A 26,333-nucleotide genomic window follows, 5' to 3' on the forward strand; every position below is an offset into this window, starting at 1 on the left:
CGACACTCGTTTTTTATATCCCTCACGTGCTTTACTAGAAGGAGCATACTCCATTCGAACTTCGGATTGATCAAAATCAGCATAATATGTATTACTTGACGAGTACCAAAAAATAATAAAAAACACAACTTAAATTTCATATGTATTTCGGTTTTTTTTAGCTTGCTTACAACTAGTATATAGGCGAATAAACGCAACCTGTTTTGTTCCAAAACGGCATAATAGGCGCAAGTTTTTGTTGATATTGTTGCGCCTTATATTTATTGGCTTCATACAAAAATAAAAAATTTTCCTACATATCAAAGGGGTTGATTATATTTTTTAGTGAGGTACTAGTTACATGAGTATATATCATTGTCGTTTTTGGGCTGCTATGTCCTAGTAAATCTTGAATGTATCGTAAATCAGTTCCGTTTTCTAATAAATGTGTGGCAAAACTATGGCGCAGTGTATGTAAACTAATGTGTTTAGTAATTCCAGCTTTTGTTGCAGATTGCTGTAATACCGTTTGCGCACTTCTGCTGCTGTATTGTCCACCGTATTGTCCTTCAAATAGAAAGGTTTTAGGTTTATAGATTGCGTAATATTCTCGTAGTAATTCTAAAACTTTTGTTGATAGTAGTGTGTAGCGGTCTTTTTTACCTTTCGCATTTTTTACATGAATGAGCATTCGTTGGCTATCGATATCAATGATTTTCATGTTTAATGCTTCGCTTATTCGCAGTCCGGCTGAGTAAATCAAGGCCAATAATGTTTTGTGTTTTATGTTGTTTGTTAAATCGATAAGCCGAAAAGCTTCTTCTTTACTCAAAACATTGGGTAATTTTTTTGCGTTTTTGGGACGGTGAATCGCATCAGCAACCATTTTTTTTGATACAATTATGCTGAAAAAAAGTTTGATGGCATTGACGATCTGGTTTTGATACGAAGCCGAAAGCTTATTCTTCAAGATGTAATCATTGTTGTAGATAATCACGTCCTCATTTGTGATTTCGGCAACCGCTTTCTCGCGATAAAACACCAAAAAGGATTTCAAGGCTTCGCTGTAGGTGCTAATGGTGCTTTCGCTGTAGCGCCTGGAGCGCAACCATTGCTTGAATTTCTCGATTTGAGCTATGCCCTCCGCTGAAGGCAAGGAGTGGGCGAGAGGCGTTATATGGAAGCGGATTCTGTTTTCTTCGGTGTCTGGAATATGCCAAAGAATTTTTTGTTGGCTCCATCTTGCTCCGTCTATTTGTTTGATGCGAGCAATTAATTCAGCATTTTTTTCAAAGTATACGGCTATGCGCTTTTCTGATTTATGCAGGATGGGTTTTGCGGTCCAGTTCATAATGTGTTGATTTTCTGTATGAAAGATAACGATTTTTTAGAATCGCCAGACGTATAATTATTATCGAGTTCTGATGGCATCATTTATTTCGCGTGAGGGATAGCAGTGGCATCCTTTTACGGAGCGGAGCGTAGTAAAAGATATAACGGATAGCCCGACCCGTAGGGACATGCCCAAAAAAAACCGTTCTGGTCCATTCTGTTGAATAAGACCAAAACGGTCGCTGTTGTAATGCTAGCCGTTAGCTGCCGTGATAACTGCACTCGCTAATTTTTGCTGAAGGTTAAAAAGTCAGTTATACCATTTCTAATGCTTTGGTCCCTTAATTCAAAATAGTCGGGTGATTTTTCAATGTTTTCCCAACCATCAATTATTTCGACAAAATGGATTGGGTAGGCAAAAGCAATATTGAATTTTAAATCAGATATGCTTTCATTATCGCTGTCGGCTTCTAATATGGACCAAGTTCCTTTATAGGTGTTTTTCCCATCGGTCACCGTTAGGACGTCATCCGCTCCAAAACTAAAGTTAAATCCATTGAAATTGATGGTTTCATTGCGTTCGCTTTTCCAATAACAGCTTATTTTCCAACTTCCGTTAGTTACAATTATGGCAATAATATCGTGTTCGTCTGCAGAAGTTTTGCCTTTTGCACTGCCATCGATATCTGAATTGACATCAGTTACGGGAACGGTTGAAAAAATGACCATTATCAATACCGGTTCTAGACTGAATTGATGTAAAGTTTTCATAGTCAGTATTTTAAATGATTATATCTTTACTTTTAAATATAAAACGGCATACTCAAATTTACGAATTAATAAATATTTAATTGTTAAAACAACGTCATATTTTTAGTCGAAAGCCTTTTTTAAAATAAAAAATCCGATCTGCTTTCGCAAATCGGATTAGTAAATTCTATAATCAATCCCGAGTTTTCGGGACAATCTGAAATCTATAGATGGATCACTTCGCCATAAGCATCAGCCACGGCTTCCATAACCGCTTCGCTCATCGTAGGGTGTGGATGTATCGCTTTTAAGATTTCGTGTCCTGTAGTCTCCAGTTTACGCGCTACAACTGCTTCCGCAATCATATCCGTCACACCGGCACCTATCATATGGCAACCCAACCATTCGCCGTATTTGGCGTCAAAAATCACTTTTACGAAACCATCAGGTGTTCCTGCGGCTTTTGCTTTTCCTGAAGCGGTGAAGGGGAACTTACCAATTTTCAATTCGTATCCTTTTTCTTTGGCTTGTTTTTCGGTCAAGCCTACCGAAGCAATCTCCGGAGTTGCATAAGTACAGCCCGGTACGTTTCCGTAGTCGATAGGCTCCACGTGCAATCCTGAAATTTTCTCCACGCAGTTGATTCCCTCGGCAGAAGCTACGTGCGCCAATGCTTGTCCCGGAGTCACGTCACCAATAGCGTAATAACCAGGAACGTTAGTTTGGTTGTAGGCGTCCACTAATATCTTGTCTCTGTCCGTAGCAATTCCTACCGCTTCCAGACCTATGTTTTCTATGTTCGTTTTGATGCCGACTGCCGATAGCAAAATGTCCGCTTCCAGGATCACTTCTCCTTTGGCAGTTTTTACATACGCTTTTACGCCTGCTCCGCTAGTGTCAATTTTTTCGACAGAAGAGTTGGTCATGATTTTTACACCCGCTTTTTTCATCGAACGTTCCATTTGTTTCGAAATGTCCTCGTCCTCAACAGGAACAACGTTTGGCATAAACTCAACAATGGTCACTTCTGTCCCCATTGAATTGTAGAAATGTGCAAATTCGACCCCAATCGCTCCAGAACCTACGATGATCATAGATTTGGGCTGCGTAGGTAAAGTCATCGCTTGTCTGTATCCTATAACTTTTACGCCATCTTGCGGCAAGTTAGGCAATTCACGAGAGCGAGCTCCAGTGGCAATGATGATATGGTCAGCACTGTATTCAGTAACCTTATTGTCCTTGTCTGTAACATCGACTTTCTTGCCTGGCTTTAGTTTTCCAAAACCTTCAATAACATCAATTTTATTTTTTTTCATCAAGAATTGAACTCCCTTGCTCATTCCGTCCGCTACGTTTCTGCTGCGTTGCACTACGGCAGGGAAATCCTTGTCAAACGATGAAACAGTCAATCCGTAATCGGAAGCATGTTTTAGGTAATCAAAAACCTGTGCTGATTTCAGTAATGCTTTGGTTGGGATACAACCCCAGTTCAAGCAAACCCCGCCTAGGTTTTCTTTTTCAATCACGGCAACTTTAAAGCCTAATTGTGATGCTCTAATGGCAGTAACATATCCGCCCGGTCCACTTCCTAAAACAATGATATCGTATTTCATATTGTATTTGTTTTTCTTCGATTAATTGATTTGGCGAATTTAAGGATTTATTCTGTTTTTGGAAAGCTTAGAAGTGATAAAGTACTAAAGTAACAAATTTTCAAAAATTCGCCTTTATTTTCCATGAAATTGGTTTAACGGATGCTGCTAAACGCCCTTAACTAAACTTTTGCGTTTTTCGTAAAAAAGGGCATCCTTTCAGGTTAAATAACTAATTAGCCACCGAAAACTGGGAATCATACAAATTCTTGTAATAGCCGCTTTCGCGATTGATCAATTCCTGATGCGTTCCTTGCTCCACAATCAAGCCTTTGTCCATTACCACGATTTTGTCGGCATTGACGATGGTGGCCAGTCGATGGGCAATCACGATGCTAGTTCGGCCTTGCGTAATGGTTTCGGTGGCGCGTTGTATCAATTCCTCTGAATAGCTGTCAATGGACGAAGTCGCCTCATCCAGAATCAGAATACTCGGATTGCTGACATACGCTCTCAGGAAAGCGATCAACTGGCGCTGACCAGAGGACAACATCACCCCGCGCTCTTTGACGTCAAAATTATAGTTGTCGGGCAAGCTCATGATGAAATCATGCACGCCTATCTCTTGGGCTGCAGCCAAGACATCTTCTCTGGTAATTTCAGGATTGTTGAGCGTGATGTTGTTGAAAATCGTGTCGGCAAAAAGGAATACATCCTGCAGTACCACCGCAATCTGCTTTCTCAATGATCCCAATGTGTAGTTTTCGATATTTTGGTTGTCGATACAAATCTCTCCGCTGTTGATTTCGTAGAAACGGTTCAATAAATTGATGATCGTCGATTTTCCCGCACCTGTAGAACCCACGATTGCGACGGTTTCGCCAGCTTTCACGCTCAGACTGATTCCCTTGATCACCTCTTCGTCAGGAATATAACTGAAACGCACGTCTTTGAACTGTAGGTTTCCCAGGAAAATGGGAGCCTCGAGAGTCCCCGTATCCTGAATATGGTCTTGGGTATCAATAATTGCAAATACACGGTTGGCGGCAATCATTCCCAGTTGCATCTCGTTGAATTTATCAGCAATCTGACGCAAAGGGTTAAACAACATCCCGATGAACATCGTGTATGAAAACAAATCTCCGAAAGTGGTGAAGGTATCGCCGTTCAAAATCTTGAGTCCTCCATAAAGCACGATAAAGCCAAGGGTCAGCGACGAAATGATATCGGCGATGGGAAAGAAAATGGAGTTATAAAGAATCGTTTTTATCCATGCTTTTTTGTGTTTGTCGTTGATGCTTTTGAATTTATCGGCCTCGATTTCCTCGCGGTTGAACAGCTGCACGATTTTCATTCCCGTAACCCTTTCCTGCACGAAGGAGTTCATGTTCGAAATTTGGTTACGCACATCCTCAAAAGCGACCTGCATTTTGCGTTGAAATATTCGCGTGATAAATACCAGAACTGGCATCGCAACGATCACGATCCAGGTCAATGTCCAGTTCATGTAGAACATGAAGCCCAGTACAACCACCATTTTCATCAGGTCACTGATAATCATAAACAACCCCTGACTGAAAATTCGAGCAATCGATTCTATGTCGGACACAGAACGCGTCACAAGTTGGCCCACGGGAACGAGGTCAAAGTACTTCATCCTGAAGCTCAAAATATGCTTGAAAAGCTTGGTCCTAATGTCCTTCACGATGTCCTGTCCCAGCCAGTTTGCCCAAAAGACAAAGTAAAACTGCGAAAAGACTTCGCATAAAAGGACCACTCCCATCAAGGTGATGTAAAACAAAAGCCCTCTTGCGTCCTCCGTCTGGATGTAGCCATCAACGGTTTGCTTCAATAGGTATGGGCGCAAGGCCGCAAACACTGACAGGGAAATCGCGAAGGCAATAACGCCGTTAAATCGCCACTGGTACGGTTTTGTATATTGTAATATTCTTTTGAATAATCGGGTATCGAATGCTTTTGCTTTCATTTTTATTTTGGGAGCTTTCTCCTGCTATCCGTTGCAATCTTTGTATTTTTCAAAGGAAAAAACACAAAGGATTTTCACTGCTATCAGGGCTATTTCGTTATGTAATCGTAATCAATTTCGGTTAAATACAATCCGTGTGCGGGTACCGAAAACCCGGCCTTATTTCTGTTCTTGCCTTCGATGATAGCATTGAAATCATCGAGCGTAATCTTGTGCATGCCTACATTTACCAATGTTCCAACGATTGAACGCACCATGTTTCTTAGGAAACGATTTGCCGAAATGGTAAACACTAGCCGGCTATTTTCTTGTTTCCAATGCGCTTCAAAAATGCTGCAGTCAAAGGTGCTGACGTCCGTGTTCACCTTAGAGAAACATTGAAAATCGGTGTGGTTAAACAGCAGTTTCGCCGCCTCATTCATCAAATCGACATCCAGTTTTTGATGGAAATACCAACTTTGTTCCTGCAAAAACGGATCCTTGAAGGTATTGATGTGGTATTCGTACGTCCTTTTGGTCGCGTCAAAACGGCTATGCGCTTCGTCAGCAACCAAAATGATGTCGTAAACAACGATGTCCTTGGGCAAGTAGGCGTTGAGTTTGTGCACTAATTTCAGAATCTCAAAAGGAGTCTCAAAATCAAAATGAGCATACATCACTTTGGCATGAACCCCAGTGTCCGTGCGTCCCGCGCCCATGAGGTTGATGTCTGAATTCAACAATACAGAAACCGCCTTGTTCAGCGTTTCCTGAACAGAGGATGCGTTGGGTTGGTATTGCCAGCCGTGATATTGGGTTCCGTTGTATGCTAATTTTATAAAATACCTCAAGTTGTTTTTTTCAAGAGGCAAAGGTACTTATTAATTTTTTTGCGTGGTGGCTATGGCGCAAAGTTTGTTCCCTTTCAAATAGATTTTTTAATTGGAATTCGATTGATTATTTTTACCGTAAAATCCTAGCCCCGATTAAAACGGAAATCCTTTTTATCTCTTTTTTTAAGAGCAAAAAGATTGCAGTGGAAAGCGGGAAACGGCTCCTAAAAAAATGTTTTGAAAAAAATCCTCCTCCTTTCCGATACGCACAGTCACATGGATGACAGCATTTTGAAGTACGTCGTCCAAGCGGATGAAGTCTGGCATGCCGGCGACATTGGCGACTTGAGTGTTACCGATACTTTGAAGAAAATGAAACCCCTGCGGGCGGTTTATGGGAACATTGACGATGCCCAGGCGCGTCTGGAATTCCCGCTGCACAACCGCTTCATGTGCGAAGGGGTCGATGTGTGGATCACGCACATTGGCGGTTATCCTGGGAAATACAACCCGAACATCAAGGATGAAATGGCGTCAAACCCTCCCAAGTTATTCATTTGTGGGCATTCGCATATCCTAAAGGTAATGTTTGACAAGAAGCACAATCTCTTGCATATGAATCCCGGGGCTTGCGGCAAAAGCGGCTTTCATCAAGTGCGCACGATGTTGCGCTTTGTGATTGACGGGGATAAGATCAAGGACCTGGAGATTATTGAGATGGAAAAACGAGCGTAGGCATTTTTTTATAGGTAATGGGTGCCTTAATGTGAATCGAAGTGCCTGATTTTATTTTGGAAAGTATGCTTATTTCCCCTCCAATATTGTTTACCCTCGCTTTTATCTGATTAAGTCCAAAACCTTCTATAGCAGTGTCATCGTTTGATTCAAAACCTTTGCCATTGTCCCTAACATGAATGAATAGGGAATTATTCTTTTCTTCGATGCCAATAACTGCATTTCTGGCGTCGCTATGTTTTATAATATTGTTGAACAATTCCATTATTATAAAATAGATCTTCATTTCGAAATCCTCATTGTAGCGGATTGATGTATCGGTAGGGCTTGAATATTCAAAACTGATGCTGGAGTTTGAATTTTTTTCGCACAAGTCGTTAAGCGCATAAAACAAGCCGAAACGAGTCAATAAAGAGGGGAGTAGTTGGTGCGAAAGATCGCGCACTTTATCATGGGCTTCCCTTAGAATCGATTTTGTTTTGGTGATTTCTTCCGATTCTGATTGGTTTTTGGCACTGAAAACGCTTAGGTGTAGTCCAGCCGTTGAAAGTAGGGCGCTGATGTTGTCATGCAAAAAATTGGCGATTTTTTTTCGTTCCATCTCTTGGCCGTTTATCGAGGCGTTGATCATGTTTTCCTGGATTTTGCTCTGTACGTCTTTGAGTTTGTTTTTTTGTTTCAATCTTGAATTTTGAAAGAAAAAGTAAAACAGGATAATAACCAAAATAAGCAGCGAAATGATAATGATACTGATCTGTTTGTTTTTGGACTGCTTTTCCAAAAGGATTTGCTGTTTGGTTTTGTATTTGGTTTCGATATTGTCGATCTCCCTCTTGTATTCGTCCAATTCCAGATTTATTCCTGCAACGTTTACTTTTTTGTATTTGTCTTCGTCATTAACTTGGTCATTTGTGGTATTGTAAAGTGCCAGGTTTTGGTAGGCCTTTTTGTAGTCGCCATTTTTCACTAAAAACTTGGAATATTCCAGATAGGCAAACGACAAATCAGACTTCATGTCCTCTTCAATTCCAATTTTAATTGATTTTTTAAAAAACGCAGTTGCCTTCCCGGATTCATTGGTATGTCCGTAATACATGGCGTTTAGCAAGCTTAAGGCTCCAAGTGTGGAACTGTCCCCAAACTTAGGATGATATTTGTTGACGAATTGGAGGTAGGGCAGACCGTCTTTAAAATTGCCAATGTCAAAATAGGCCCAAGTTATATTGAGTTTCGTAAAGACAATGCCCGAAGTGTCACGAATTCTCTTGCTGTAGTCCAGCGATTTTTTGTAGTAGTAGATTCCTTTGGTATATTCCTTTTTATCAAAACAATAGATGTTACCCAGATTGTTGTTCAGATAATTTTTAAGCCTGCTGTTATTGGTTCTGTTGGCATAGATAAGCCCTTTTTTGTAGTAGAAGAAAGCTTTGTCTGGTTCGGTCAGCTCGTCAAAATTGGCCGCAATGGTGTTGTAACAGGTGGCAATTGCCTCGTCATCTTTAAGGAAAATGGCGTGTTTTAAAGCGATTCTTGACTTTATCAAAGACTTCTCAAATTTCCCCTCTTTCATGAGATTGGTAGAGGCTGTTGTTAGTTCAGTTAATTCTTTTTTGGACGGAATTTCGGTTTGGGAAAACAGGGGGTGACCAAAAAAAGCTGGCAAGAACAGAAGCAATAACAGAAATCGGTTTCGAAGCATAAAATTGGGTTGTCAATTAAATAGGATTTGTTGTTTGGGATCGAATTCCTTTTGGAAAGGCAATCGATCGTTAGCCGGTTTAGGATTTAATCAATTTGTTTTTAAGGGCAAATTTAACCAAGCTAATGGTGTTTTTTGCTTTCAACTTTTTCATGATGTTCTTGCGGTGCGTTTCGACGGTATTGTTGCTGATGAACAGTTGTTCGCTAATTTCTTTTCCGCTAAATTCCAATGCAATTAGAGTAATGACTTCGATTTCTCGTCCCGTTAAGATGGAATCTATACTAGGGGTGTATTTGTTTAGTTTAGAATTGTCTTTGGTTGCGGTATTGAAGATTTTTGCCCTAACTGTATTGCAGAAATATTCTTCTCCGTTAAATACGGATTGAATCGCTTCCACGATACTTTCCCCAGCGCATTGTTTTGTCAAATAACCGCTGGCGCCAAGCTTCATCACCTCTTTTATGATTTTTAGGTCGTCATAGCTCGAAAGGATAATTACCTTACAAGGGAAGCCCTTTTTTGAAAACTCTTTGATAACCTCGATGCCGTCTTTTTTTGGCATGCTGATATCAAGAACAAGAATGTCAGTTTTGTTATCTGTCACCTCCTCAAAAAGAGTGCTGCCGTCCAAAGAAAATCCGACAACCTCAAAATTGGAGACCGTATGCAGTAAAGTTTTCATACCGTCAATAAGAATCTGATGGTCGTCAGCAAGATGTATTCGTATTTTTTTTGTCATGTTGTATTTATACTGTAATCAAATTTATGAAAAATAAATCACTTATTATTTATAGGGTTTTAGTTATTAAATGCGTATTTATCAGACACAAAAAAACCCGAATGTTTCCATCCGGGTTTCCTTCGCACTAATAAACTAAGTTTATAGGTTTACCTCAATCTGTCCACAGATTTTACAAGATCTTCATCCTTTTTGATGGCCTTATTAGCCAAGACTAATAACACGATAGCAACTATAGGTAGAAACATCCCAATACCTTTCTCAGAAACAAGAACTGTTTCTCCAGATAAATTTAGTGAACGATATACAAACAATCCTAATAAAATTAAATTTAATATTATGTTCAATCTGCCCATGACAAACTGATTCTGTCTTTTTTTATAGCTAACGATAGTCAACACGGTCAGCGATGTGCTTAACCCCAATAAGATTACGTAAACCTGGTTTTGCATAAAGAAATAATCCTTCCCGTCGTTCATTGTCCATAACGGAAATAAAAAAGGTAAAATCCCTGTAACCACAAAAGCAAGTATCAAATAAATCGTCTGTATTCTCTGTATCATTGTCTAATTTTGTTTGACAAAAATATATTTTCTTTTTTTAAAATACTATTGTATCATTAAATTTTATTCGTATTATTGCATAACAATACCGTAAGCACTTCATACTGCGGTCAATTCGAAATAAAAATCACTACCTATCTTTTTATAGTGTTACCAATTTAATTAAACTCATAGAACATTCATGTTTGATATTTCTGCATTAAAAGAAATGAAGCTTTCTGAGCTTCAAGAAATAGCTAAATCAGCTAAAACCATAAAATTTAATGGTGTTAAAAAAGATACCTTAATCGGATCAATCTTGGAACATCAAAATAATACTGTTGATTCGACGCCTGAAAAGCAAGCGGAAACTAAAGTTGAGGATGACAAACCCAAAAGAACCCGCATAGTGCCTGTAAAAAAGGCCGCGATTCAAAAAGCTACGGTCAGTTCTTTGTTCGCAAAAGAAGAAGCTACGATGGATGCGGAGTTCCAAACTAAGATGGAGGTTTCTGCTGAAGTTGCCCCACAGCTTGAAGCCGAAAATGCTCAAACTGAAACGGTAAACGAAGCTCCAGTATCCGAAAAGAAAGTAGGGAAAGTAATTAAATTCAATAAATCAGCCTACGAAAAGAAAATTGCTTTGAAAAAGGACAAGGAAGAAGCCAAAGAAAACGAAGAAGGTGGCGATATTGAAATTAAAGACACCCAAGAAATTGTTGCTCCGGCTAAAAAAGTAAACCCCAACCAGTTAAATAAGCAAAATCAAAACCCTAATTTTAAAGCTAAAAAAAGCAATTACAGGGATTCTGATTTTGAATTTGACGGAATTATAGAAAGTGAAGGAGTTCTTGAAATGATGGCTGATGGCTATGGTTTCCTGCGCTCGTCGGATTACAACTATTTGGCATCGCCGGATGATATTTATTTATCGACATCCCAAATTAGATTATTCGGTCTTAAAACCGGAGACACAGTCAAAGGGGTGGTGCGTCCTCCAAAAGAAGGGGAGAAATTTTTTCCTTTAGTTAAAGTTTTAAAAATTAACGGACACGATCCTCAAGTGGTTCGTGATAGAGTTTCTTTCGAACATTTGACTCCTGTTTTCCCATCAGAAAAGTTCAATTTGGCCGCTCGTGAAAGCACGATTTCAACTCGTATTATCGATTTGTTTTCTCCTATTGGGAAAGGACAGCGTGGTATGATTGTCGCACAGCCAAAAACGGGTAAAACCATGTTGTTGAAAGAAATTGCAAATGCAATTGCAGCCAACCATCCTGAGGTATATTTGATTGTTTTATTGATTGACGAACGTCCTGAGGAAGTTACCGATATGCAACGTAGCGTGCGTGGGGAAGTAATCGCTTCCACTTTTGATAGAGAGCCGCAAGAACACGTTAAGATTGCCAATATCGTTCTTGAAAAAGCAAAACGTTTGGTGGAATGTGGACATGATGTGGTAATCCTGTTAGATTCGATTACGCGTTTGGCCAGAGCCTACAATACGGTGCAACCTGCTTCAGGTAAAGTGCTGAGTGGGGGTGTGGATGCCAATGCTTTGCAGAAACCAAAACGTTTCTTTGGGGCGGCCCGTAATGTGGAAAACGGCGGTTCATTAAGTATCATCGCTACGGCATTGACCGAAACGGGTTCTAAAATGGACGAAGTTATTTTCGAAGAATTCAAAGGAACCGGAAATATGGAATTGCAGTTGGACAGAAAAATCGCCAACAAACGTATTTTCCCGGCGATCGATTTGACCTCTTCCAGTACAAGACGGGACGATTTGTTATTAGACGAAAAAACCTTGCAGAGAATGTGGATTATGCGAAAATACCTTGCTGACATGAACCCAGTTGAAGCCATGAGTTTTATAAATGACCGTTTCAGAAAAACCAGGAATAACGAGGAGTTTTTAATCTCGATGAATGATTAGGCTCGAGAAAAGAGAATAAAGAAAATAGATAGTCCTATTATAAAAAAATCCTCGAAAGTAGTTAACTACTTCGAGGTTTTTTTTTGCTTTAGATTCTTTTTTTTATAACAAAAAACGCCTTCAAAATGAAGGCGTTTTTTGTTTTATATAAGAGTAATAAGCTTAAGCTTTTGCTTCCTTTATTTCTTTTACTTTCACTTCTTTTGGTGTTACTTCCTCTTTTCTTTCCAAAAGCGCCATATAAAACCCGTCGAACCCTGATTCTGAAGCCAGTATTTTTTGGTCTTTGATAAAGTTGAACTCTTTTCCTATGTCCGTTGTCAAAAAGCGCTCAATTTGCTCTTGATTTTCAGACGGTAAAACAGAGCAAGTGGCATATACCAGTTTTCCACCCGGTTTTACTATTTTAGAATAACTTTCTAAAACTTCCGACTGTATCTTACGCATGTTGTCGATAAACTCCGGTTTCAATTTCCATTTTGCATCCGGATTTCTTTTAAGAACCCCAAGACCGCTGCATGGTGCATCAATCAAAACACGATCCGCTTTCTGATGTAACTTTTTGATCACCTTTGTGGTGTCTATTATGCGGTATTCTATATTAAAAGCGCCATCTCTTTTTGCCCGTATCTTTAACTGTTTCAGTTTACTTTCGTATAAATCCATGGCAATCAATTGTCCCTTGTTTTCCATCAAAGCGGCAATGTGCAATGTTTTTCCACCTGCACCTGCACAAGTGTCAACGATTCGCATTCCTGGCTTTACGTCAAGGAAAGCGGCAACAAGTTGAGAATTCGCATCCTGCACCTCAAAGAATCCTTGTTTGAAAACATCAGTCATGAAGACATTGGCTCTTTCTTTCAAAACTAACGCATCGGGTTGGTTTTTAAGAACATCAGTTTCGATATCCAAGTCCATCAAGATCGCTCTCAGGTTTTCTTTGGTTGTTTTGAGCGTATTTACTCTAAGAACTACTTTTGCGGGTTGATTTTGAGCGGCTATTTCAGTAGCCCACACTTTCTCTCCCAATTCTTTTACTCCCAATTCGTCCATCCAATCTGGGATGGATTCCTTTAGGGCTCTTACTTTCGAAAGTTCGTCAAAACGACCTTTTATTTTTCTTTCTGGAGTTCCTTCCAGCTGGCGCCAATCAGGAATAGGGTAGCCTCTTAAAACAGCCCATACAGAAAACATTCTCCAAAGGTTGTCTCTGTCAAACGGCTCTTTTACTTCGGCGATTTCTGCGTATAATCGTTTCCAGCGTACCACTTCATAGATGGTTTCGGCAACAAATTTTCTGTCGGAGCTTCCCCAACGTTTGTCTTTCTTTAAGGCTCTTGCAACCACTTTATCGGCATACTCCCCTTCGTTAAATATTGCATTTAGGGAATCAATGGTGGTATAAACTAAATTTCTGTGTAATCTCATTTTTAATTATTGAGGTGCAAAGGTACTATTAATTGATTGAAAGTTAAATTTTTAATAATGAATGTTGATTTTAAATTTTCGGCCTAAAAAAACACTGCTTGTAACGGCAGTGTTTGTTTAGTTTTATTGAAGGAAATTTTTATTTAACTCTTGTTAATCCGATATTTTCTGGAGCGTGGAGCACCATCGGGAATTTTTCTATTTTCACCGAACTGCTGTCCAGACCAAAGGCCCTTTCTTCAGACAAACTCAGTTTCTTGATAAAGAAATAGGTGTTCATGACTATTTTTTCATGCCATCTCAAATCGCTGTCGAACGAAAGGAATTTTTCAGAAAGAACGAATTTGAAATCGCCGATAATATTGTTTTTATTCAAGGATTCGTAGCGGCTGGTAATATCCACTTCTCCTTTTTTCACCATGTCCCTGATTACTTCACGGAACATCAGGTTTATTTTGGTAGGTTCCCTAAATCCCAGATTAAAATCAATACGATACAAATCGTCCTTTATTATTTCGGTTACTTTATATTCGGTTTTGTAAGGTTCTGTCAAAATGTTTACATGGACAAACCAGTATATATCGGCTCTTTTGGGCCTTTTTTGTAGGATGGAATACATTACTTTCTCTTCGATTTCATCGACACGATTGGCATTGGTCATATAAACTAAATGCGTTGCGTACTTAGGAATAGATAAGTCGGCTCCTAATTCCGTCAATACTTTTTTGTAGTTTTCTATTTTTACTATTTTTGTGTAGCTCTTGTTGATTTTCTTTGCCAAGTACCAAATTGTCATAACGGATATCAGTAGGGTAGCTATTATTATCGTCACATAACCTCCTTCCGAAAATTTGGTGATATTGGCAACAAGGAAACTCAATTCTATAATTAGGTAGGTTGCTATCAAAGGTACGATAAGGTATAATTTTACTCTTTTCATAATTAGATAGAAATTAAGCAAAATCGTGGTCATTATCATGCACAATATGATGGCCAATCCATAGGCATGTTCCATATTACTTGATTCTTCAAAGTGCAATACAATTCCAACGCAACCAAAAAACAACAACCAGTTGATGGATGGGATGTACAATTGTCCTTTTAACTCCGTAGGGTATTTAATTTTAACTTTCGGCCAGAAATTTAATCTCATGGCTTCATTTATTAAAGTAAATGAGCCGCTGATAAGGGCCTGGGATGCGATAACTGCAGCAAGTGTTGCAATTACAATTCCGATAGGTTGAAACCAATCCGCCATTATAAGATAGAATGGGTTTCCATTTGCTCCGCCTAAACTCTGCAACGTTTCCCCTTCATGATGTATTAAATATGCCGCTTGTCCGAAATAATTTAGAACTAATGTGGTTTTTACGAAAATCCAGCTGATTCTAATGTTCTTTCGGCCACAATGTCCCATATCTGAGTACAATGCTTCGGCCCCTGTGGTACACAGGAACACGAATCCCAGCACAAAAAAGCCTTCAGGGTGAATGGATAACAAATGGTAGGCATAATAAGGGTTGAAAGCTTTGAAAACTTCAGGGTGTTTTGTGATCTGGATCAAACCGAGTATTCCGAGCATGCTAAACCAAACCAGCATCATGGGAGCGAAAAATTTACCGACCAGTTTTGTTCCAAATTGTTGAATCGTAAACAGTACGAATAGAATTCCGATAACAATAGGAACGGTGTTTATTTGGGGATAATAGGTTCTAATTCCTTCCACTGCTGATGAAACAGAGATGGGAGGGGTGATGATTCCGTCAGCGAGCAGGGCGCTTCCTCCAATGATGGCGGGGACGATCAACCATTGAATTTTTGTTTTTTTGACCAGGGCATACAGGGCGAAAATTCCACCTTCACCATGGTTGTCGGCACTCAGTGTAATAAGTACGTATTTGATGGTGGTTTGCAGTGTAAGAGTCCAGAAAACGCATGAAATACCTCCCAAGACGATATCCGCATTTATAATACTGTTGCTAAGTATGGCTTTCATTACGTATAGTGGAGAGGTTCCAATATCACCATATATTATTCCCAACGTAATCAATAAACCACCTAACGTTAATTTCGAATGTAGGTTTTTATGCGATGTGCTCATAAATTATCTTTAAAAAACTCGACAAATTTACTCTTTTAAAATAAATTAGAACTCTTTATCTGGAAATAAGACATAAAAAAACACGGTTCATTTGAACCGTGTTTTTTATTTTTCGTTTAAAGGAAATTATGATCTCCTATTGTTGCTTCTTGATGAGTTATTGTCATCTTTATTGGAAGATGATTTACCTCTTTGATTTTCATTTCGTTGAGGAGTATTTTGTCTGGAAGAATTTCCCCTGTTTTGAGAATTGTCTCTCTGCGCTTCTGTTCTTTGCGGAGCCGTTCTTTGTGGAGCCGTTCTTTGTGGAGCGGATTCTCTAGGCGCATTTCCTCTGTTCTGGGAATTGTCTCTTTGCGGAGCCGTTCTTTGTGGAGCGGATTCTCTAGATGCATTTCCTCTATTTTGGGAATAATCCCTTTGCGGAGCCGTTCTTTGTGGAGCAGATTCTCTAGAGGCATTTCCTCTATTTTGAGAATTGTCTCTTTGTGGTGCCGTTCTTTGTGGAGACGATTCTCTAGACGGATTAGCTCTGTTTTGAGAATAATCCCTTTGATTTCCTCTTCTTTGCGGTCCGTTTTCCCTAGTAGGAGTTGACCTGTTTTGAGAGTTGTCTCTTTGTGGAGCGTTTTGTCTGGATGGATTCGTTCTGTTTTGAGAATAATCCCTTTGATTTCCAGTTCTTCCGCTTCCCGCTTCCCTTGAAGAATTACTTCTGTTCCTAGAATAGTCGGTCTCATTGCGTGAACCAACAGTTCTGCTGTTTCTCCTTTGGTCTAATTCATGACGATTTGTAACTGTTGCATTTCTTCTTGAAAAAGCATAATTGGGATGCTGTCTTTCATAACCGTTTGAACGCCTTGAATTATATAGAACAACCGCTTGGTTACTTCTTCTTGAAGTTACATAATTATAGTTGTTATATACATTTAAGCTAAGTTGAATGTTATTTCTATATCTGTAAACTGGAAAAGGATTCCATGCATAATAGTAAGATGGGTAAAAATTCCAGTACCAGTTTGAAACATATGGGCGGTAGTTATACGACCATAAAGAAGCGTAAATTAAAGGGGTGCGGTAATAATCGGGTTCGTAAATATAATTTGGACCATACATGTATTCATTACCTACAACTTGTATATGAACTCTGTTGTTTCTGTCTTTTTCTACCTCGATCGTAGCTACGTCTTGGTACACATCACGGTCTAGTACGCTTTGGATTATGATAACATGCGTATTGTAATCGACGGTTTCTATAACCCTCAAGTAATCAACCTCGTTATCGTAATTCAAATCTAAATTTGATATTTGAAGTTCCGGATCATTCAACCGTCTTTCAAAATCCTGAAGATCCCGGGAATCCCCAAAAATATCGGTTACAGCTCGTAGGTCTAAATTATCACTAATTTCGTCGTTCATCGCATTTACCCTAGTTCTATTTTGCCCATGCATTTGCATCGCAAAAATGGAAGTCATAAGACTCAATAATAGTATTTTAGTTTTCATAATTAGTGTATTAAAATATAACAATTTTGCATATCCAATTACTGTGCCAATTAATTTTAAGTGCATTTGGCATTCTTATAAATAATCGTAAATTAGCTTCAAATAAAACGGATAATGATAAAAAAAATATTTTTGCTAGGGCTAACGGCTATTGTTGTAATATCTTGTAAAACAGCCGTGTATAAAAATATAAGTAAGGATAAGATTATTTTTAAATCAGTTGTAATCGATACGCTATTTCAGGACAATATCAGTATCAGAGCAATACTAATTGATCAAAATAAAATTTGGTACGCAGCAAATAACTCACGATTTGGTTTTTACGATTTGAAAGGAAATACGAAATTCGAAAGAATGATTGATAAAGACAATTTAAAGTTGGAATTCAGAAGCAATGCACAAACGGCGAAGTCTATTTTTTTACTGAATGTCGCCAATCCCGCTTTTCTTTATAAGATCTCCAAAAAAGATTTAACAACGAAATTGGTGTATCAGGAAAATCATGAAAAGGTGTTTTATGATAGTATGAAATTCTGGAACGACAAGGAGGGAATCGCAATGGGTGATCCCATAACCAATTGTCTTTCCATAATCATTACCAGAGATGGGGGAAATACATGGAACAAAGTTCCAGATAACAAATTGCCGGAAATTGTCGATGGTGAAGCAGCTTTTGCGGCAAGCAATACTAATATAATAATAAAAGGAAACAACACTTGGATTGTTTCTGGGGGCAAAAAAGCAAGAGTTTTCTATTCTTCCGATAAAGGAATGACATGGAATGTTTACAATACACCCATCGTCCATGGTAAAGCAATGGCCGGTATATTTACGGCTGATTTTTATGATTCTAAACGGGGATTTATTGCGGGGGGGGACTACGAGACACTGAATCAGAATTTCGGAAATAAAGCAGTAACATATGACGGGGGTAAAAACTGGGAACTGATTGCTGAAAATCAGGGGTTCGGATATGCTTCCTGTGTCCAATATGTTCCTCGCAGCAATGGAAAATCGCTGGTTAGCGTAGGCGCTTCGGGACTGTATTATTCCTGTGATGGCGGAAATTCATGGAAACAACTGGCCGCTGACCCGGAGCTTTTCACTATTCGTTTTGTCAACAGCCATACTGCAATTGCCGCGGGAAAAAACAAAATGATACGGATTCAATTTTTAAAATAAAATAGAAACCCAATCCAATAATTTATGGGATTGGGTTTTTTGTATCTGATGCCTTTGGAAGACATTATTTTCTGTTGGCCCTGTCTCTGTATTGGTGCAATAATTTTCTGTTGAATTTTTCTTCAGAAATTCGCAGCTTTATAATCTTTACCGCGGGCAGCACTTTTTTTAGATTGCGCATGTAATTTTTGCGTAACACAAATAACTCTTCATCCGCACTTTCCATTTGCGACAGTAGCAGGCTTGCCTCCTTTTCGCTCATTTTATCCAAAGCCGCCTCATTCATACGGTTCTTGTACGCTTTCATTTTCAGATGCCTTAGTTCGAATTGTTTGTCATCGAAGGTATTGTAAATAGGCCAGAATTTTTCGGCCTCCTTGGCGGTCAAGTCTAGTTCGGTGGTTAAAAAAGCCACTTTTAAGGCTTTTATTTGTTCCTTTTTTTCTTTCATGTTTTCGCCTTGAGCGTAGAAATTAAAAGAACAGAGTAACAAAAGTATCGGGAGTATTTTTTGAATGTTCATTTTTTCAGGTGTTTTTGTTTTTGATTCAAAGGTTAAAAACCATATTTTTAAATTGTCTTTATTCATTTATGAGTTGCTCCAAATCCGGGTTAGTTGCCAGTATATCTTCAATGGTTTTGTTTTCCAAAGCAACCGTAGTGTTGATCTTGTCGATATCCTCAGACTCCAGTGCGTTTATCAAATCGTATTGAGTAATGTTGGTTTGATAGCTCAAGTAATTTTCTAAGGCAACAGAGTCTATTTCCTTACTCGATGGAGAGCTGTAAAAAATGGGGACCATCAAAGCAACAACTAAAATGGCCGCTGCAATCATAAGCAAGTTTTTTCTTTTCTTAAAGATAGAAATGACCTTAGGTTCATTTCTCGGTAAATTTCGCATCACATTTTCTGAAAAATTTTCAAAATAATGTTCAGGGATATTAAATCCAGACTTGATTTTAGGCTCATTTTCTAATTTAAATGTTTTCATAACATGAGTTAGACTTAATTATTGATAAAAGGTTTAATTGGCCATAACAAAGACTTCTATTTTCTTCACGGCATGATGATAGGAGGCCTTTAAAGCGCCTACTGAAGTCCCTAAGATATCAGATATTTGTTCATATTTAAGTTCTTCAAAATATTTCATTTTGAAAACCAGTTGTTGTTTTTCAGGAAGGGCAGCAATTGCTTTATGTAATTTAATTTGAATTTCATCACCGTCAAAATAAGGGTCTGATTTCAGATTGTCTATGGTTTTATTCTGCAAGGTTTCGGATGAAACCCCGTGTTTTTTTGCTTTTTGATTTAAAAGACTAAGCGCTTCGTTTGTGGCGATGCGGTACATCCAAGAAAAGAGCTTGCTTTGCCCCTTGAAATTTTTTAAGTTTTGAAATACTTTTATAAAGGTGTTTTGCAAAGCGTCATCCGTATCGTCATGGTTCAAAACGATATTCCGTATGAGGTTGTAGAGGGGCTTTTGATAGGCCAACAAGAGTTTTTGAAACGCTTCGTTTTGCGTTTTGGGATTCAATAACTGTTGGATAAATTCCTCTTCTTCTGGCAAAGCAATTATTTATGGAGTTAGAATGGAATTTATCAATAAGGTTTAATCAAGTAAAAAAAAATTAAAATTCAGATGGTTCTTCTTCTTTAGCTTTGGGAACTGTCATTTTTTTAGGCTCGTTGGTTTTCACCGGGGCTTTAATAATTTTTGCCGGTGTAGTCACGGTCGGTAGAGCCTGTTCTGTAAATGGCTCCGTACTTTTAAGTACAGCTGGGGCATATGTTTTTACAGGCACAACTTTGGGCATTACAGGCACATAAATTTCGGTAACCCATTTCGAAGGGTTTTTCACATCGGCTTTAGTGGTAGAATAGATTTCGATATGTGAAAAAACAGGGTTTGCCATAAGTTTGTTGGTTCTAAGGTATTCCATCGTCTTGTGATATCCTTTCTTGGTGTGGGAGACATCTCCGATAACGGTAGTTTTTACCCCTTCAAAACTTTCTAATTTCCCCGATAGGATGTCGCTTCCCGAACTTATGAATATTTCTTTTGTTATGGGAATGCAAATGGATATTTTAGCTAAACCCGCGGCCAAGTCATAGCTGTGGTAAATCACAAACGGTTTTCCGTTAATTTGGACATTGTTTTCCTTGCAAAAGGTTTCGATTTTTGGAATTACAACTTTAAAGTTTTTATTGATTTTTGCTATTTCAGAGGTGAAAGTCTGTCCCAAATAAAATTTTTCGGGCTCTTTAACGAGTCCATTTACTTTTATGGAAAACGTATTTATTTCATAATCAAGCGCCTTGTCTAAGTTAGTCAAACTTTTCTCATACATTGTGCCAATTACTTTGTCGACACCACCATTTAAAGCGGCATATATTTTGAACAAAAAACTCATTTTCCCCTTGGATCTCCAAGTGACTTTTGTTCCGCCGGTAGTGTCCTTGAAAGTCCATGAAACATCAGCCAATGTTCCGTTATAATTCATTTTTTGAGAAATACTGTCGTTTTCTTTTACAAAGAGGGTACGCATCTGGCCATCGCCATCTTTTCCTTCCCAAGAATAGGAAGCCCCTGCACCAATTGTTTTTTGCGGATATGTTATTTTTATTTCAGGGTCTTCCGCAGTCCAACTTCCAAAAATTTTCCAGTTTTTATAATCATTTACATAATTATAGACTGCCGGTTTTGGCGAATTGATAAATTTACTTCTTTCAACATTAAAATCACCTTTTTGTGTAGCCATAAAAATGGAAAGTGCCACTAAACTCAGTAATAATAAAAGAAATATGTATTTTAAAATTCTCATAATAAATTGGTTGTTTTCAGTCGTAAAGTTAGAATTTTTATTAATATGTAAGACGAATCATAAAGAAATTATCGCTGCGTTGATTTTATGGGGATTGCCCATTTAACTATTTGTTTTTAATTTCGACGATGCATTCATTATAAAGCTTTTAAAAAAATATTAAATGAATGTTCAACGATTTCATTTGCAGCTGAATTTTGCGGTTTCTACACTTTATGGGTGTGATGAATGATGTTTTTTATAGAATATGTATATTTGTCGAATAATAGTTTAATTAATTTTAAAAAACATAATAATGAAATTACTTAGAATCACAGGCATTTTTATGACTCTTGCGGTTTCTGCAATGTGCAACGCACAGGCGGAAAAAACAATGGAGGTGAAAAAAGAAAATGCTCCCTTTGAATATGTTGTCGAGCAGTTTTCCGACATAAAAGTGTTGCGCTATCAAATTCCGGGTTGGGAAGACCTAACACTCAAAGAACAGAAATTGGTCTATTACCTAACGCAAGCCGGAACTTCAGGGCGCGATATTATGTGGGATCAAAATTACAGATACAATCTCGCAATTAGAAAAGCGTTAGAGCACATCTATCAAAATTACAAAGGCGACAAAAACGCTGAAGACTGGAAAAACTTTGAAATTTACCTAAAAAGGGTTTGGTTTTCAAACGGAATCCACCACCATTATTCAAACGAGAAAATCCAGCCTGGTTTTTCCGAAGCGTATTTTGCACTTTTGATGAAAGCAACAAAAACGAAATTAGCAGCAAATATTGCTGCCATTTTATTCAATGAGCTCGATTCCAAAAAAGTTAACTTGGATGAATCCAAAGGACTGTTGGCCGGTTCTGCCATTAATTTCTATGAAAAAGGCATTAGCTTGAAAGAGACGGAAGATTTTTACGCTAAAAAAACAAGTCCGGACGTTACAAAACCTTATTCCTACGGTTTAAACTCTAAATTAGTTCGAAATAGAAAAGGGCAATTAGAGGAAAAAGTGTGGAAAAGCAATGGTATGTACGGAAAAGCGATCGATAAAATTACGTATTGGTTAGAAAAAGCTAAAAGCGTAGCGGAAAATAAAAATCAAGCGGATGCTTTAGGATTGTTGATTTCCTATTACAAAACAGGCAGCTTAAAGACTTGGGATGATTACAACATCGCATGGCTAGCTGCGACTGAAGGGAATATTGATTACATCAATAGTTTTATCGAGGTCTATAATGATCCCTTGGGATACAGAGGATCATATGAAGGAATTGTGCAGATAAAAGATTTTGACATGTCCAAAAAGATGGAAGTCGTATCAGGTAATGCACAATGGTTTGAAGACAATTCTCCGTTGATGCCGCAACACAAAAAGAAGAATGTGGTGGGTGTTTCTTATAAAACCGTAATTGTTGCTGGCGAATCCGGTGATGCTTCACCAAGTACGCCAATTGGGGTTAACCTTCCTAATGCAGATTGGATCCGCGCCGGTCATGGTTCAAAATCAGTTTCATTAGGAAATATTATCGATTCGTATGCTAAAGCAGGTGGAAAAGGGAAGTTGCAAGAATTTGCAAACGATGAAGAGGAAGTTGCTTTAGCGGAACAATACGGAGAGATAGGGGATAAGTTGCATACAGCCCTGCACGAAGTGGTTGGTCATGCTTCAGGACAAATTAATACGGGTGTTGGAACTCCAAAAGAAACCTTGAAAAGTTATGCGTCTACTCTTGAAGAGGGAAGGGCCGACTTAGTGGGATTGTATTATTTATACAACCCGAAAATTCAAGAATTGGGTCTAGTGGACGACTGGAGGAAAACAGGTATGGAATCTTATGACAGTTACATCCGAAATGGATTAATGACCCAGTTATTCCGTTTGGAGTTGGGTGCCAATATCGAAGAGGCTCATATGAGAAACCGTCAGTGGGTGAGCGCTTGGGCATTCGAAAAAGGGCTAAAGGACAACGTAATTGAGAAATTAAGCCGCAACGGTAAAACGTATTTCAACATTACCAATTATGAAAAACTACATGATTTATTTGGACAGTTGTTGCGCGAAGTGCAACGAATCAAGTCTGAAGGGGATTACGAAGCGGGTAAGGCGTTGGTCGAAAACTACGGTGTAAAAGTGGATCAAAAACTACATGCCGAAGTATTAGAGCGCAACAAACAATTCTCTTCGGCGGCGTATAGTGGTTTTGTAAACCCTTTGTTAGTGCCGAAAATGGATTCAAAAGGAGAAATCATTTCGATAGAGGTAACGCAACCGAGTTCGTTTGCAGAACAAATGTTGTACTATTCGAAAAACTTTTGTTTTTTACCCCTTAAAAATTAAGGAGAATCAATCCAAGGATACGAAAAAAGGCCACTTGATGTGGCCTTTTTTTGTTTTGAAAGGAAAAACTACCTTTTGAAAAACACTTTTATCACAAATAGAATCCCAATGAAAACGACGAAAGCGATCAGGATCTTATAGCTTCCTTTATAAAATAGTTTGTGTAATTTTACGTCTTTTCGGTAGGCGTAAATCATTGCGATAACAAAAGCAACAAAAAAACAGCCTGCAAATACCAATTGTCCTTGACTAAACATAGTTTGATTTATTTTGCGCAAATTTAGCTAATTGTTTAGAAATAGTTGCTAATTTGCCTTTTCATTTAATATAATTTAATTATGCAAAAGCAAATTGATTCAGTTAAGGAATTTCATACGGCATTCAGAATAGGGCATAGCGAAATCCCGATCGCCGATTTGGGCGAAAGCAAGAACACATTGCGCTACCATTTGATGAAAGAAGAGAATGAGGAATACCTGGAGGCGGTGCAAAATAACGATTTAGTCGAAATTGCCGATGCTCTGGGTGATATGATGTACATTCTTTGCGGCACCATTATAGAACACGGCCTGCAGCACAAAATAGAAGCTGTTTTTGACGAGATCCAACGGAGCAACATGAGCAAATTGGACGAAAACGGCAATCCGATCTATCGCGAAGACGGAAAGGTAATGAAGGGCCCTAATTACTTTAAACCTGACTTCTCCAAAATCCTAAAATAGTTTTCGGAAACGGGCTGTTATGAGAAGCGTAAAAAGAATATAAAAAAGGGGTGATTTTCATATTGAAATTCACCCCTTTTTTATGTAATAACTGCAACTAAACTTTCACTGTCCAACCGAAAGTGTCTTCAGCTAGTTTGTGCTGTATGTTTGTTAATTTGTCTTTTAATTGAGAAGCGTAAGAGTTTTCAATTTTTGGCAATTCATAATATACATCTTGGTATGAAAATCCGATAATCGGGTTAACTACTGCGGCTGTACCTGCACCAAAAATTTCTTTTAGCGTACCGTTTTTGGAGGCTTCAACCAATTCAGAAACCAGAACCGGGCGAACTTCAACGGCAATCCCTTCTTTTTTAGCCATGTCGATAAGACTTTTTCTGGTGATCCCATCAAGGATTCTCTCACTGGTTGGTGCAGTATAAAGGGTGTCGTTTATTCTGAAAAACACATTCATTGTTCCCGCTTCTTCCAGTTTGGTGTGTGTTGCATCATCAGTCCAAATCACTTGTTGGAAACCTTCTTTGTTAGCTAAACTTGTTGGATAAAACTGTGCAGCATAATTACCGGCAGCTTTTGCAGCTCCGATTCCGCCATTAGCAGCTCTGCTGAAATGCTCGGCAATCAATACTTTTACTTCACCTGAATAGTAGGATTTAGCTGGCGACAGGATAATCATGAATTTGTAGTCATCCGATGGGTTCGCAATCACGCCTTTACCGGTGGCAATCATAAACGGTCTTATATATAAGGTATTTCCTTTTCCTTTCTTTATCCAGGCTTCATCAACTTGTAACAATTGATTGAGGCCATCCATAAAAATATCTTCGGGAACTTCCGGCATTGCCATTCTTACCGCAGAATTGTTGAAACGTTTGTAGTTTTCATCCGGTCTAAAAAGCCAAACCGCATCTTCATCATCTTTGTAAGCTTTCATTCCTTCAAAAATGGCTTGGCCATAATGAAAAACCCTGGCTGATGGATCTAACAAAAAAGGTGCGTAAGGCTTGATAATTGGTTTTTGCCATTCCCCATTTTTAAAATCACATTCGAATAAATGGTCTGTAAATACCGAACCAAAGCTTAAGTTTTCAAAATCCACTTCATTTATTTTTGAAGTTGGGGCTTTTATTATGTCAATTTTGTTGGTGTGAGTTGTGCTCATAATAATATATTATTTTTATTTTATAATGGTATAGTGGTTAAGCGAAAGCTTAAAACATCAATTTTTTCAAATTGAACTTTAATTGATGCAAAATTAAATAAAAATCAATGAAATACTTGTCAAAACATCATTAAATATAGCTTTTAATTGTGATTTATTTATGTTTGAAAAAAAGAAAAAAATAAGGCCGATTTATGCGAAATCAGTATATTTCGGGGCTTTTTTGAACTATCTACATAAGATTTTGATTAATTTTGGCCTAGAGGAAAGGATAAGGAAGTAACCGTATCAAAGAACAATATTTTGGAAAGAGAAATTATACAGACGCTAGATGGTTCCACGACCATACAGATAAAGGAATGGGACGAATGTTACCATTCTAAACATGGCGCCATTCAGGAAGCACAACATGTTTTTATAAAGAACGGCCTATCGCTTTTTCAAAACAGCGATGTTTCCATTCTGGAAATAGGATTTGGTACCGGTCTAAACGCGTTCATCACTTTTTTGGAAGGGCGGAAGATGAATCAATCCATTAAATATGTCGGCGTGGAAGCCTACCCCATATCGGCCGAGGAGCTGGTTTCGATGAACTACGTGGATGAACTGAACGCCACTGATGAAAAGGAGCAATTCGAAAAAATGCATCAGTGTGATTGGGAAGAAGAAATTGTTTTGAGTGACGACTTTTTATTAACGAAAAGGAAACAGTTATTTGAAGAAATTGGTGACTTGAATCAATTTGATTTAATTTATTTTGACGCTTTTGGATACAGGGTACAACCTGAATTATGGAGTACGGCCATTTTCAAGAAAATGTATGACGCACTGAAAGATAACGGGGTACTGGTTACTTATGCCGCACGTGGCGTGGTAAAAAGGAGCATGATTGAAGTCGGATTTACAGTCGAAAAATTGGCAGGTCCTCCAGGAAAAAGAGAAATGTTTCGTGCGAGAAAATCCCAATAAAT

The 26,333-nt window shown here is 38.4% G+C and carries 23 protein-coding genes; 6 read left to right on the plus strand and 17 right to left on the minus strand.

Annotated features, from left to right (window positions below):
* Window positions 1–292 precede the first annotated feature (292 nt).
* The 5 genes from xerA to truA all read right to left on the minus strand — a co-directional run bounded on the left by xerA (window position 293) and on the right by truA (window position 6,470).
* The gene (xerA, locus tag VIH09_RS05395) at window positions 293–1,330 is read right to left on the minus strand and encodes a site-specific tyrosine recombinase/integron integrase (protein WP_331578658.1); all 1,038 of its coding nucleotides are present in this window, start codon (window positions 1,328–1,330) and stop codon (window positions 293–295) included.
* Window positions 1,331–1,596: 266 nt separating this feature from the next.
* On the minus strand, window positions 1,597–2,082 hold the full coding sequence (locus tag VIH09_RS05400) for a hypothetical protein (RefSeq protein WP_331578660.1): 486 nt from the start codon (window positions 2,080–2,082) through the stop codon (window positions 1,597–1,599).
* A 203-nt stretch (window positions 2,083–2,285) separates the two neighbouring features.
* The gene (gene lpdA / locus VIH09_RS05405) at window positions 2,286–3,674 is read right to left on the minus strand and encodes a dihydrolipoyl dehydrogenase (protein WP_331578662.1); all 1,389 of its coding nucleotides are present in this window, start codon (window positions 3,672–3,674) and stop codon (window positions 2,286–2,288) included.
* A gap of 211 nt (window positions 3,675–3,885) precedes the next feature.
* Window positions 3,886–5,640 (minus strand): ABC transporter ATP-binding protein, encoded by a 1,755-nt coding sequence (locus VIH09_RS05410; protein ID WP_331578664.1) that lies wholly within the window; start codon window positions 5,638–5,640, stop codon window positions 3,886–3,888.
* Window positions 5,641–5,729: 89 nt separating this feature from the next.
* Entirely contained in the window at window positions 5,730–6,470 is a 741-nt protein-coding gene (truA, locus tag VIH09_RS05415) for a tRNA pseudouridine(38-40) synthase TruA (protein ID WP_331578666.1), read from the minus strand.
* Window positions 6,471–6,689: 219 nt separating this feature from the next.
* Between truA and VIH09_RS05420 the strand changes: the two genes are divergently transcribed.
* Window positions 6,690–7,187 (plus strand): metallophosphoesterase family protein, encoded by a 498-nt coding sequence (locus tag VIH09_RS05420; RefSeq protein ID WP_331578668.1) that lies wholly within the window; start codon window positions 6,690–6,692, stop codon window positions 7,185–7,187.
* Here the strand turns inward: VIH09_RS05420 and VIH09_RS05425 are convergent.
* From VIH09_RS05425 to VIH09_RS05435, 3 genes are all read right to left on the minus strand, one after another.
* Window positions 7,162–8,886: a tetratricopeptide repeat-containing sensor histidine kinase gene (locus tag VIH09_RS05425; RefSeq protein ID WP_331578670.1), complete on the minus strand. Its 1,725-nt coding sequence runs from the start codon at window positions 8,884–8,886 to the stop codon at window positions 7,162–7,164. The genes VIH09_RS05420 and VIH09_RS05425 overlap by 26 nt on opposite strands.
* A 79-nt stretch (window positions 8,887–8,965) precedes the next feature.
* A complete protein-coding gene (locus VIH09_RS05430) occupies window positions 8,966–9,628 on the minus strand; it encodes a response regulator transcription factor (RefSeq protein WP_331578672.1) in 663 nt (220 codons plus the stop codon).
* Between the two features lie 149 nt (window positions 9,629–9,777).
* Window positions 9,778–10,191, minus strand: a complete 414-nt coding sequence (locus VIH09_RS05435; RefSeq protein ID WP_331578674.1) for a DUF4293 domain-containing protein — start codon at window positions 10,189–10,191, stop codon at window positions 9,778–9,780.
* A gap of 181 nt (window positions 10,192–10,372) precedes the next feature.
* Here VIH09_RS05435 and rho point away from each other — a divergent pair, with 181 nt between their 5' ends.
* Complete coding sequence (rho, locus tag VIH09_RS05440; protein ID WP_331578676.1) at window positions 10,373–12,106, plus strand: transcription termination factor Rho; 1,734 nt, start codon at window positions 10,373–10,375, stop codon at window positions 12,104–12,106.
* Window positions 12,107–12,268: 162 nt separating this feature from the next.
* Here the strand turns inward: rho and VIH09_RS05445 are convergent, their stop codons facing one another.
* The 3 genes from VIH09_RS05445 to VIH09_RS05455 form a co-directional block, all read right to left on the minus strand.
* Window positions 12,269–13,534: an RsmB/NOP family class I SAM-dependent RNA methyltransferase gene (locus VIH09_RS05445; protein ID WP_331578678.1), complete on the minus strand. Its 1,266-nt coding sequence runs from the start codon at window positions 13,532–13,534 to the stop codon at window positions 12,269–12,271.
* Window positions 13,535–13,673: 139 nt separating this feature from the next.
* On the minus strand, window positions 13,674–15,635 hold the full coding sequence (locus tag VIH09_RS05450) for a KUP/HAK/KT family potassium transporter (RefSeq protein ID WP_331578680.1): 1,962 nt from the start codon (window positions 15,633–15,635) through the stop codon (window positions 13,674–13,676).
* 126 nt (window positions 15,636–15,761) lie between these two features.
* The gene (locus VIH09_RS05455; RefSeq protein WP_331578682.1) at window positions 15,762–17,141 is read right to left on the minus strand and encodes a hypothetical protein; all 1,380 of its coding nucleotides are present in this window, start codon (window positions 17,139–17,141) and stop codon (window positions 15,762–15,764) included.
* 114 nt (window positions 17,142–17,255) lie between these two features.
* Here VIH09_RS05455 and VIH09_RS05460 point away from each other — a divergent pair, with 114 nt between their 5' ends.
* The gene (locus VIH09_RS05460) at window positions 17,256–18,323 is read left to right on the plus strand and encodes a sialidase family protein (protein WP_414656141.1); all 1,068 of its coding nucleotides are present in this window, start codon (window positions 17,256–17,258) and stop codon (window positions 18,321–18,323) included.
* Between the two features lie 64 nt (window positions 18,324–18,387).
* Here VIH09_RS05460 and VIH09_RS05465 read toward each other — a convergent pair whose 3' ends face one another.
* The 4 genes from VIH09_RS05465 to VIH09_RS05480 form a co-directional block, all read right to left on the minus strand.
* The gene (locus tag VIH09_RS05465; protein ID WP_331578684.1) at window positions 18,388–18,846 is read right to left on the minus strand and encodes a sensor of ECF-type sigma factor; all 459 of its coding nucleotides are present in this window, start codon (window positions 18,844–18,846) and stop codon (window positions 18,388–18,390) included.
* 58 nt (window positions 18,847–18,904) lie between these two features.
* Entirely contained in the window at window positions 18,905–19,315 is a 411-nt protein-coding gene (locus VIH09_RS05470; protein WP_331578686.1) for a hypothetical protein, read from the minus strand.
* A 33-nt stretch (window positions 19,316–19,348) separates the two neighbouring features.
* A complete protein-coding gene (locus VIH09_RS05475) occupies window positions 19,349–19,891 on the minus strand; it encodes a sigma-70 family RNA polymerase sigma factor (RefSeq protein WP_331578688.1) in 543 nt (180 codons plus the stop codon).
* 61 nt (window positions 19,892–19,952) lie between these two features.
* Window positions 19,953–21,146 (minus strand): SRPBCC family protein, encoded by a 1,194-nt coding sequence (locus VIH09_RS05480; protein ID WP_331578690.1) that lies wholly within the window; start codon window positions 21,144–21,146, stop codon window positions 19,953–19,955.
* Window positions 21,147–21,441: 295 nt separating this feature from the next.
* On the opposite strand from VIH09_RS05480, the gene VIH09_RS05485 reads away from it, so the two are divergent.
* Entirely contained in the window at window positions 21,442–23,475 is a 2,034-nt protein-coding gene (locus VIH09_RS05485) for a dipeptidyl-peptidase 3 family protein (RefSeq protein WP_414656142.1), read from the plus strand.
* Between the two features lie 68 nt (window positions 23,476–23,543).
* Here the strand turns inward: VIH09_RS05485 and VIH09_RS05490 are convergent, their stop codons facing one another.
* Window positions 23,544–23,732 carry a hypothetical protein gene (locus VIH09_RS05490; RefSeq protein WP_331578692.1) on the minus strand — a complete coding sequence of 63 codons (189 nt, stop codon included), beginning with the start codon at window positions 23,730–23,732 and terminating at the stop codon, window positions 23,544–23,546.
* Window positions 23,733–23,813: 81 nt separating this feature from the next.
* Between VIH09_RS05490 and VIH09_RS05495 the strand changes: the two genes are divergently transcribed.
* Window positions 23,814–24,197, plus strand: coding sequence for a nucleoside triphosphate pyrophosphohydrolase family protein (locus VIH09_RS05495; protein ID WP_331578694.1), 384 nt, complete (start codon window positions 23,814–23,816; stop codon window positions 24,195–24,197).
* Between the two features lie 97 nt (window positions 24,198–24,294).
* Here the strand turns inward: VIH09_RS05495 and VIH09_RS05500 are convergent, their stop codons facing one another.
* On the minus strand, window positions 24,295–25,362 hold the full coding sequence (locus tag VIH09_RS05500) for a branched-chain amino acid aminotransferase (protein ID WP_331578696.1): 1,068 nt from the start codon (window positions 25,360–25,362) through the stop codon (window positions 24,295–24,297).
* 303 nt (window positions 25,363–25,665) lie between these two features.
* Here VIH09_RS05500 and mnmD point away from each other — a divergent pair, with 303 nt between their 5' ends.
* Window positions 25,666–26,331 (plus strand): tRNA (5-methylaminomethyl-2-thiouridine)(34)-methyltransferase MnmD, encoded by a 666-nt coding sequence (mnmD, locus tag VIH09_RS05505; RefSeq protein ID WP_331578698.1) that lies wholly within the window; start codon window positions 25,666–25,668, stop codon window positions 26,329–26,331.
* Window positions 26,332–26,333: the final 2 nt, after the last annotated feature.

This window comes from Flavobacterium sp. (genome assembly GCF_036515215.1).
GTDB lineage: Bacteria > Bacteroidota > Bacteroidia > Flavobacteriales > Flavobacteriaceae > Flavobacterium.

Coding starts and splice junctions, on each gene's coding strand:
- xerA (WP_331578658.1), bottom strand. CDS start 1,330: ATGAACTGGACCGCAAAACCCATCCTGCATAAATCAGAAAAGCGCATA.
- VIH09_RS05400 (WP_331578660.1), bottom strand. CDS start 2,082: ATGAAAACTTTACATCAATTCAGTCTAGAACCGGTATTGATAATGGTC.
- lpdA (WP_331578662.1), bottom strand. CDS start 3,674: ATGAAATACGATATCATTGTTTTAGGAAGTGGACCGGGCGGATATGTT.
- VIH09_RS05410 (WP_331578664.1), bottom strand. CDS start 5,640: ATGAAAGCAAAAGCATTCGATACCCGATTATTCAAAAGAATATTACAA.
- VIH09_RS05425 (WP_331578670.1), bottom strand. CDS start 8,886: ATGCTTCGAAACCGATTTCTGTTATTGCTTCTGTTCTTGCCAGCTTTT.
- VIH09_RS05430 (WP_331578672.1), bottom strand. CDS start 9,628: ATGACAAAAAAAATACGAATACATCTTGCTGACGACCATCAGATTCTT.
- VIH09_RS05435 (WP_331578674.1), bottom strand. CDS start 10,191: ATGATACAGAGAATACAGACGATTTATTTGATACTTGCTTTTGTGGTT.
- rho (WP_331578676.1), top strand. CDS start 10,373: ATGTTTGATATTTCTGCATTAAAAGAAATGAAGCTTTCTGAGCTTCAA.
- VIH09_RS05445 (WP_331578678.1), bottom strand. CDS start 13,534: ATGAGATTACACAGAAATTTAGTTTATACCACCATTGATTCCCTAAAT.
- VIH09_RS05450 (WP_331578680.1), bottom strand. CDS start 15,635: ATGAGCACATCGCATAAAAACCTACATTCGAAATTAACGTTAGGTGGT.
- VIH09_RS05455 (WP_331578682.1), bottom strand. CDS start 17,141: ATGAAAACTAAAATACTATTATTGAGTCTTATGACTTCCATTTTTGCG.
- VIH09_RS05460 (WP_414656141.1), top strand. CDS start 17,256: ATGATAAAAAAAATATTTTTGCTAGGGCTAACGGCTATTGTTGTAATA.
- VIH09_RS05465 (WP_331578684.1), bottom strand. CDS start 18,846: ATGAACATTCAAAAAATACTCCCGATACTTTTGTTACTCTGTTCTTTT.
- VIH09_RS05470 (WP_331578686.1), bottom strand. CDS start 19,315: ATGAAAACATTTAAATTAGAAAATGAGCCTAAAATCAAGTCTGGATTT.
- VIH09_RS05480 (WP_331578690.1), bottom strand. CDS start 21,146: ATGAGAATTTTAAAATACATATTTCTTTTATTATTACTGAGTTTAGTG.
- VIH09_RS05485 (WP_414656142.1), top strand. CDS start 21,442: ATGAAATTACTTAGAATCACAGGCATTTTTATGACTCTTGCGGTTTCT.
- VIH09_RS05490 (WP_331578692.1), bottom strand. CDS start 23,732: ATGTTTAGTCAAGGACAATTGGTATTTGCAGGCTGTTTTTTTGTTGCT.
- VIH09_RS05495 (WP_331578694.1), top strand. CDS start 23,814: ATGCAAAAGCAAATTGATTCAGTTAAGGAATTTCATACGGCATTCAGA.
- VIH09_RS05500 (WP_331578696.1), bottom strand. CDS start 25,362: ATGAGCACAACTCACACCAACAAAATTGACATAATAAAAGCCCCAACT.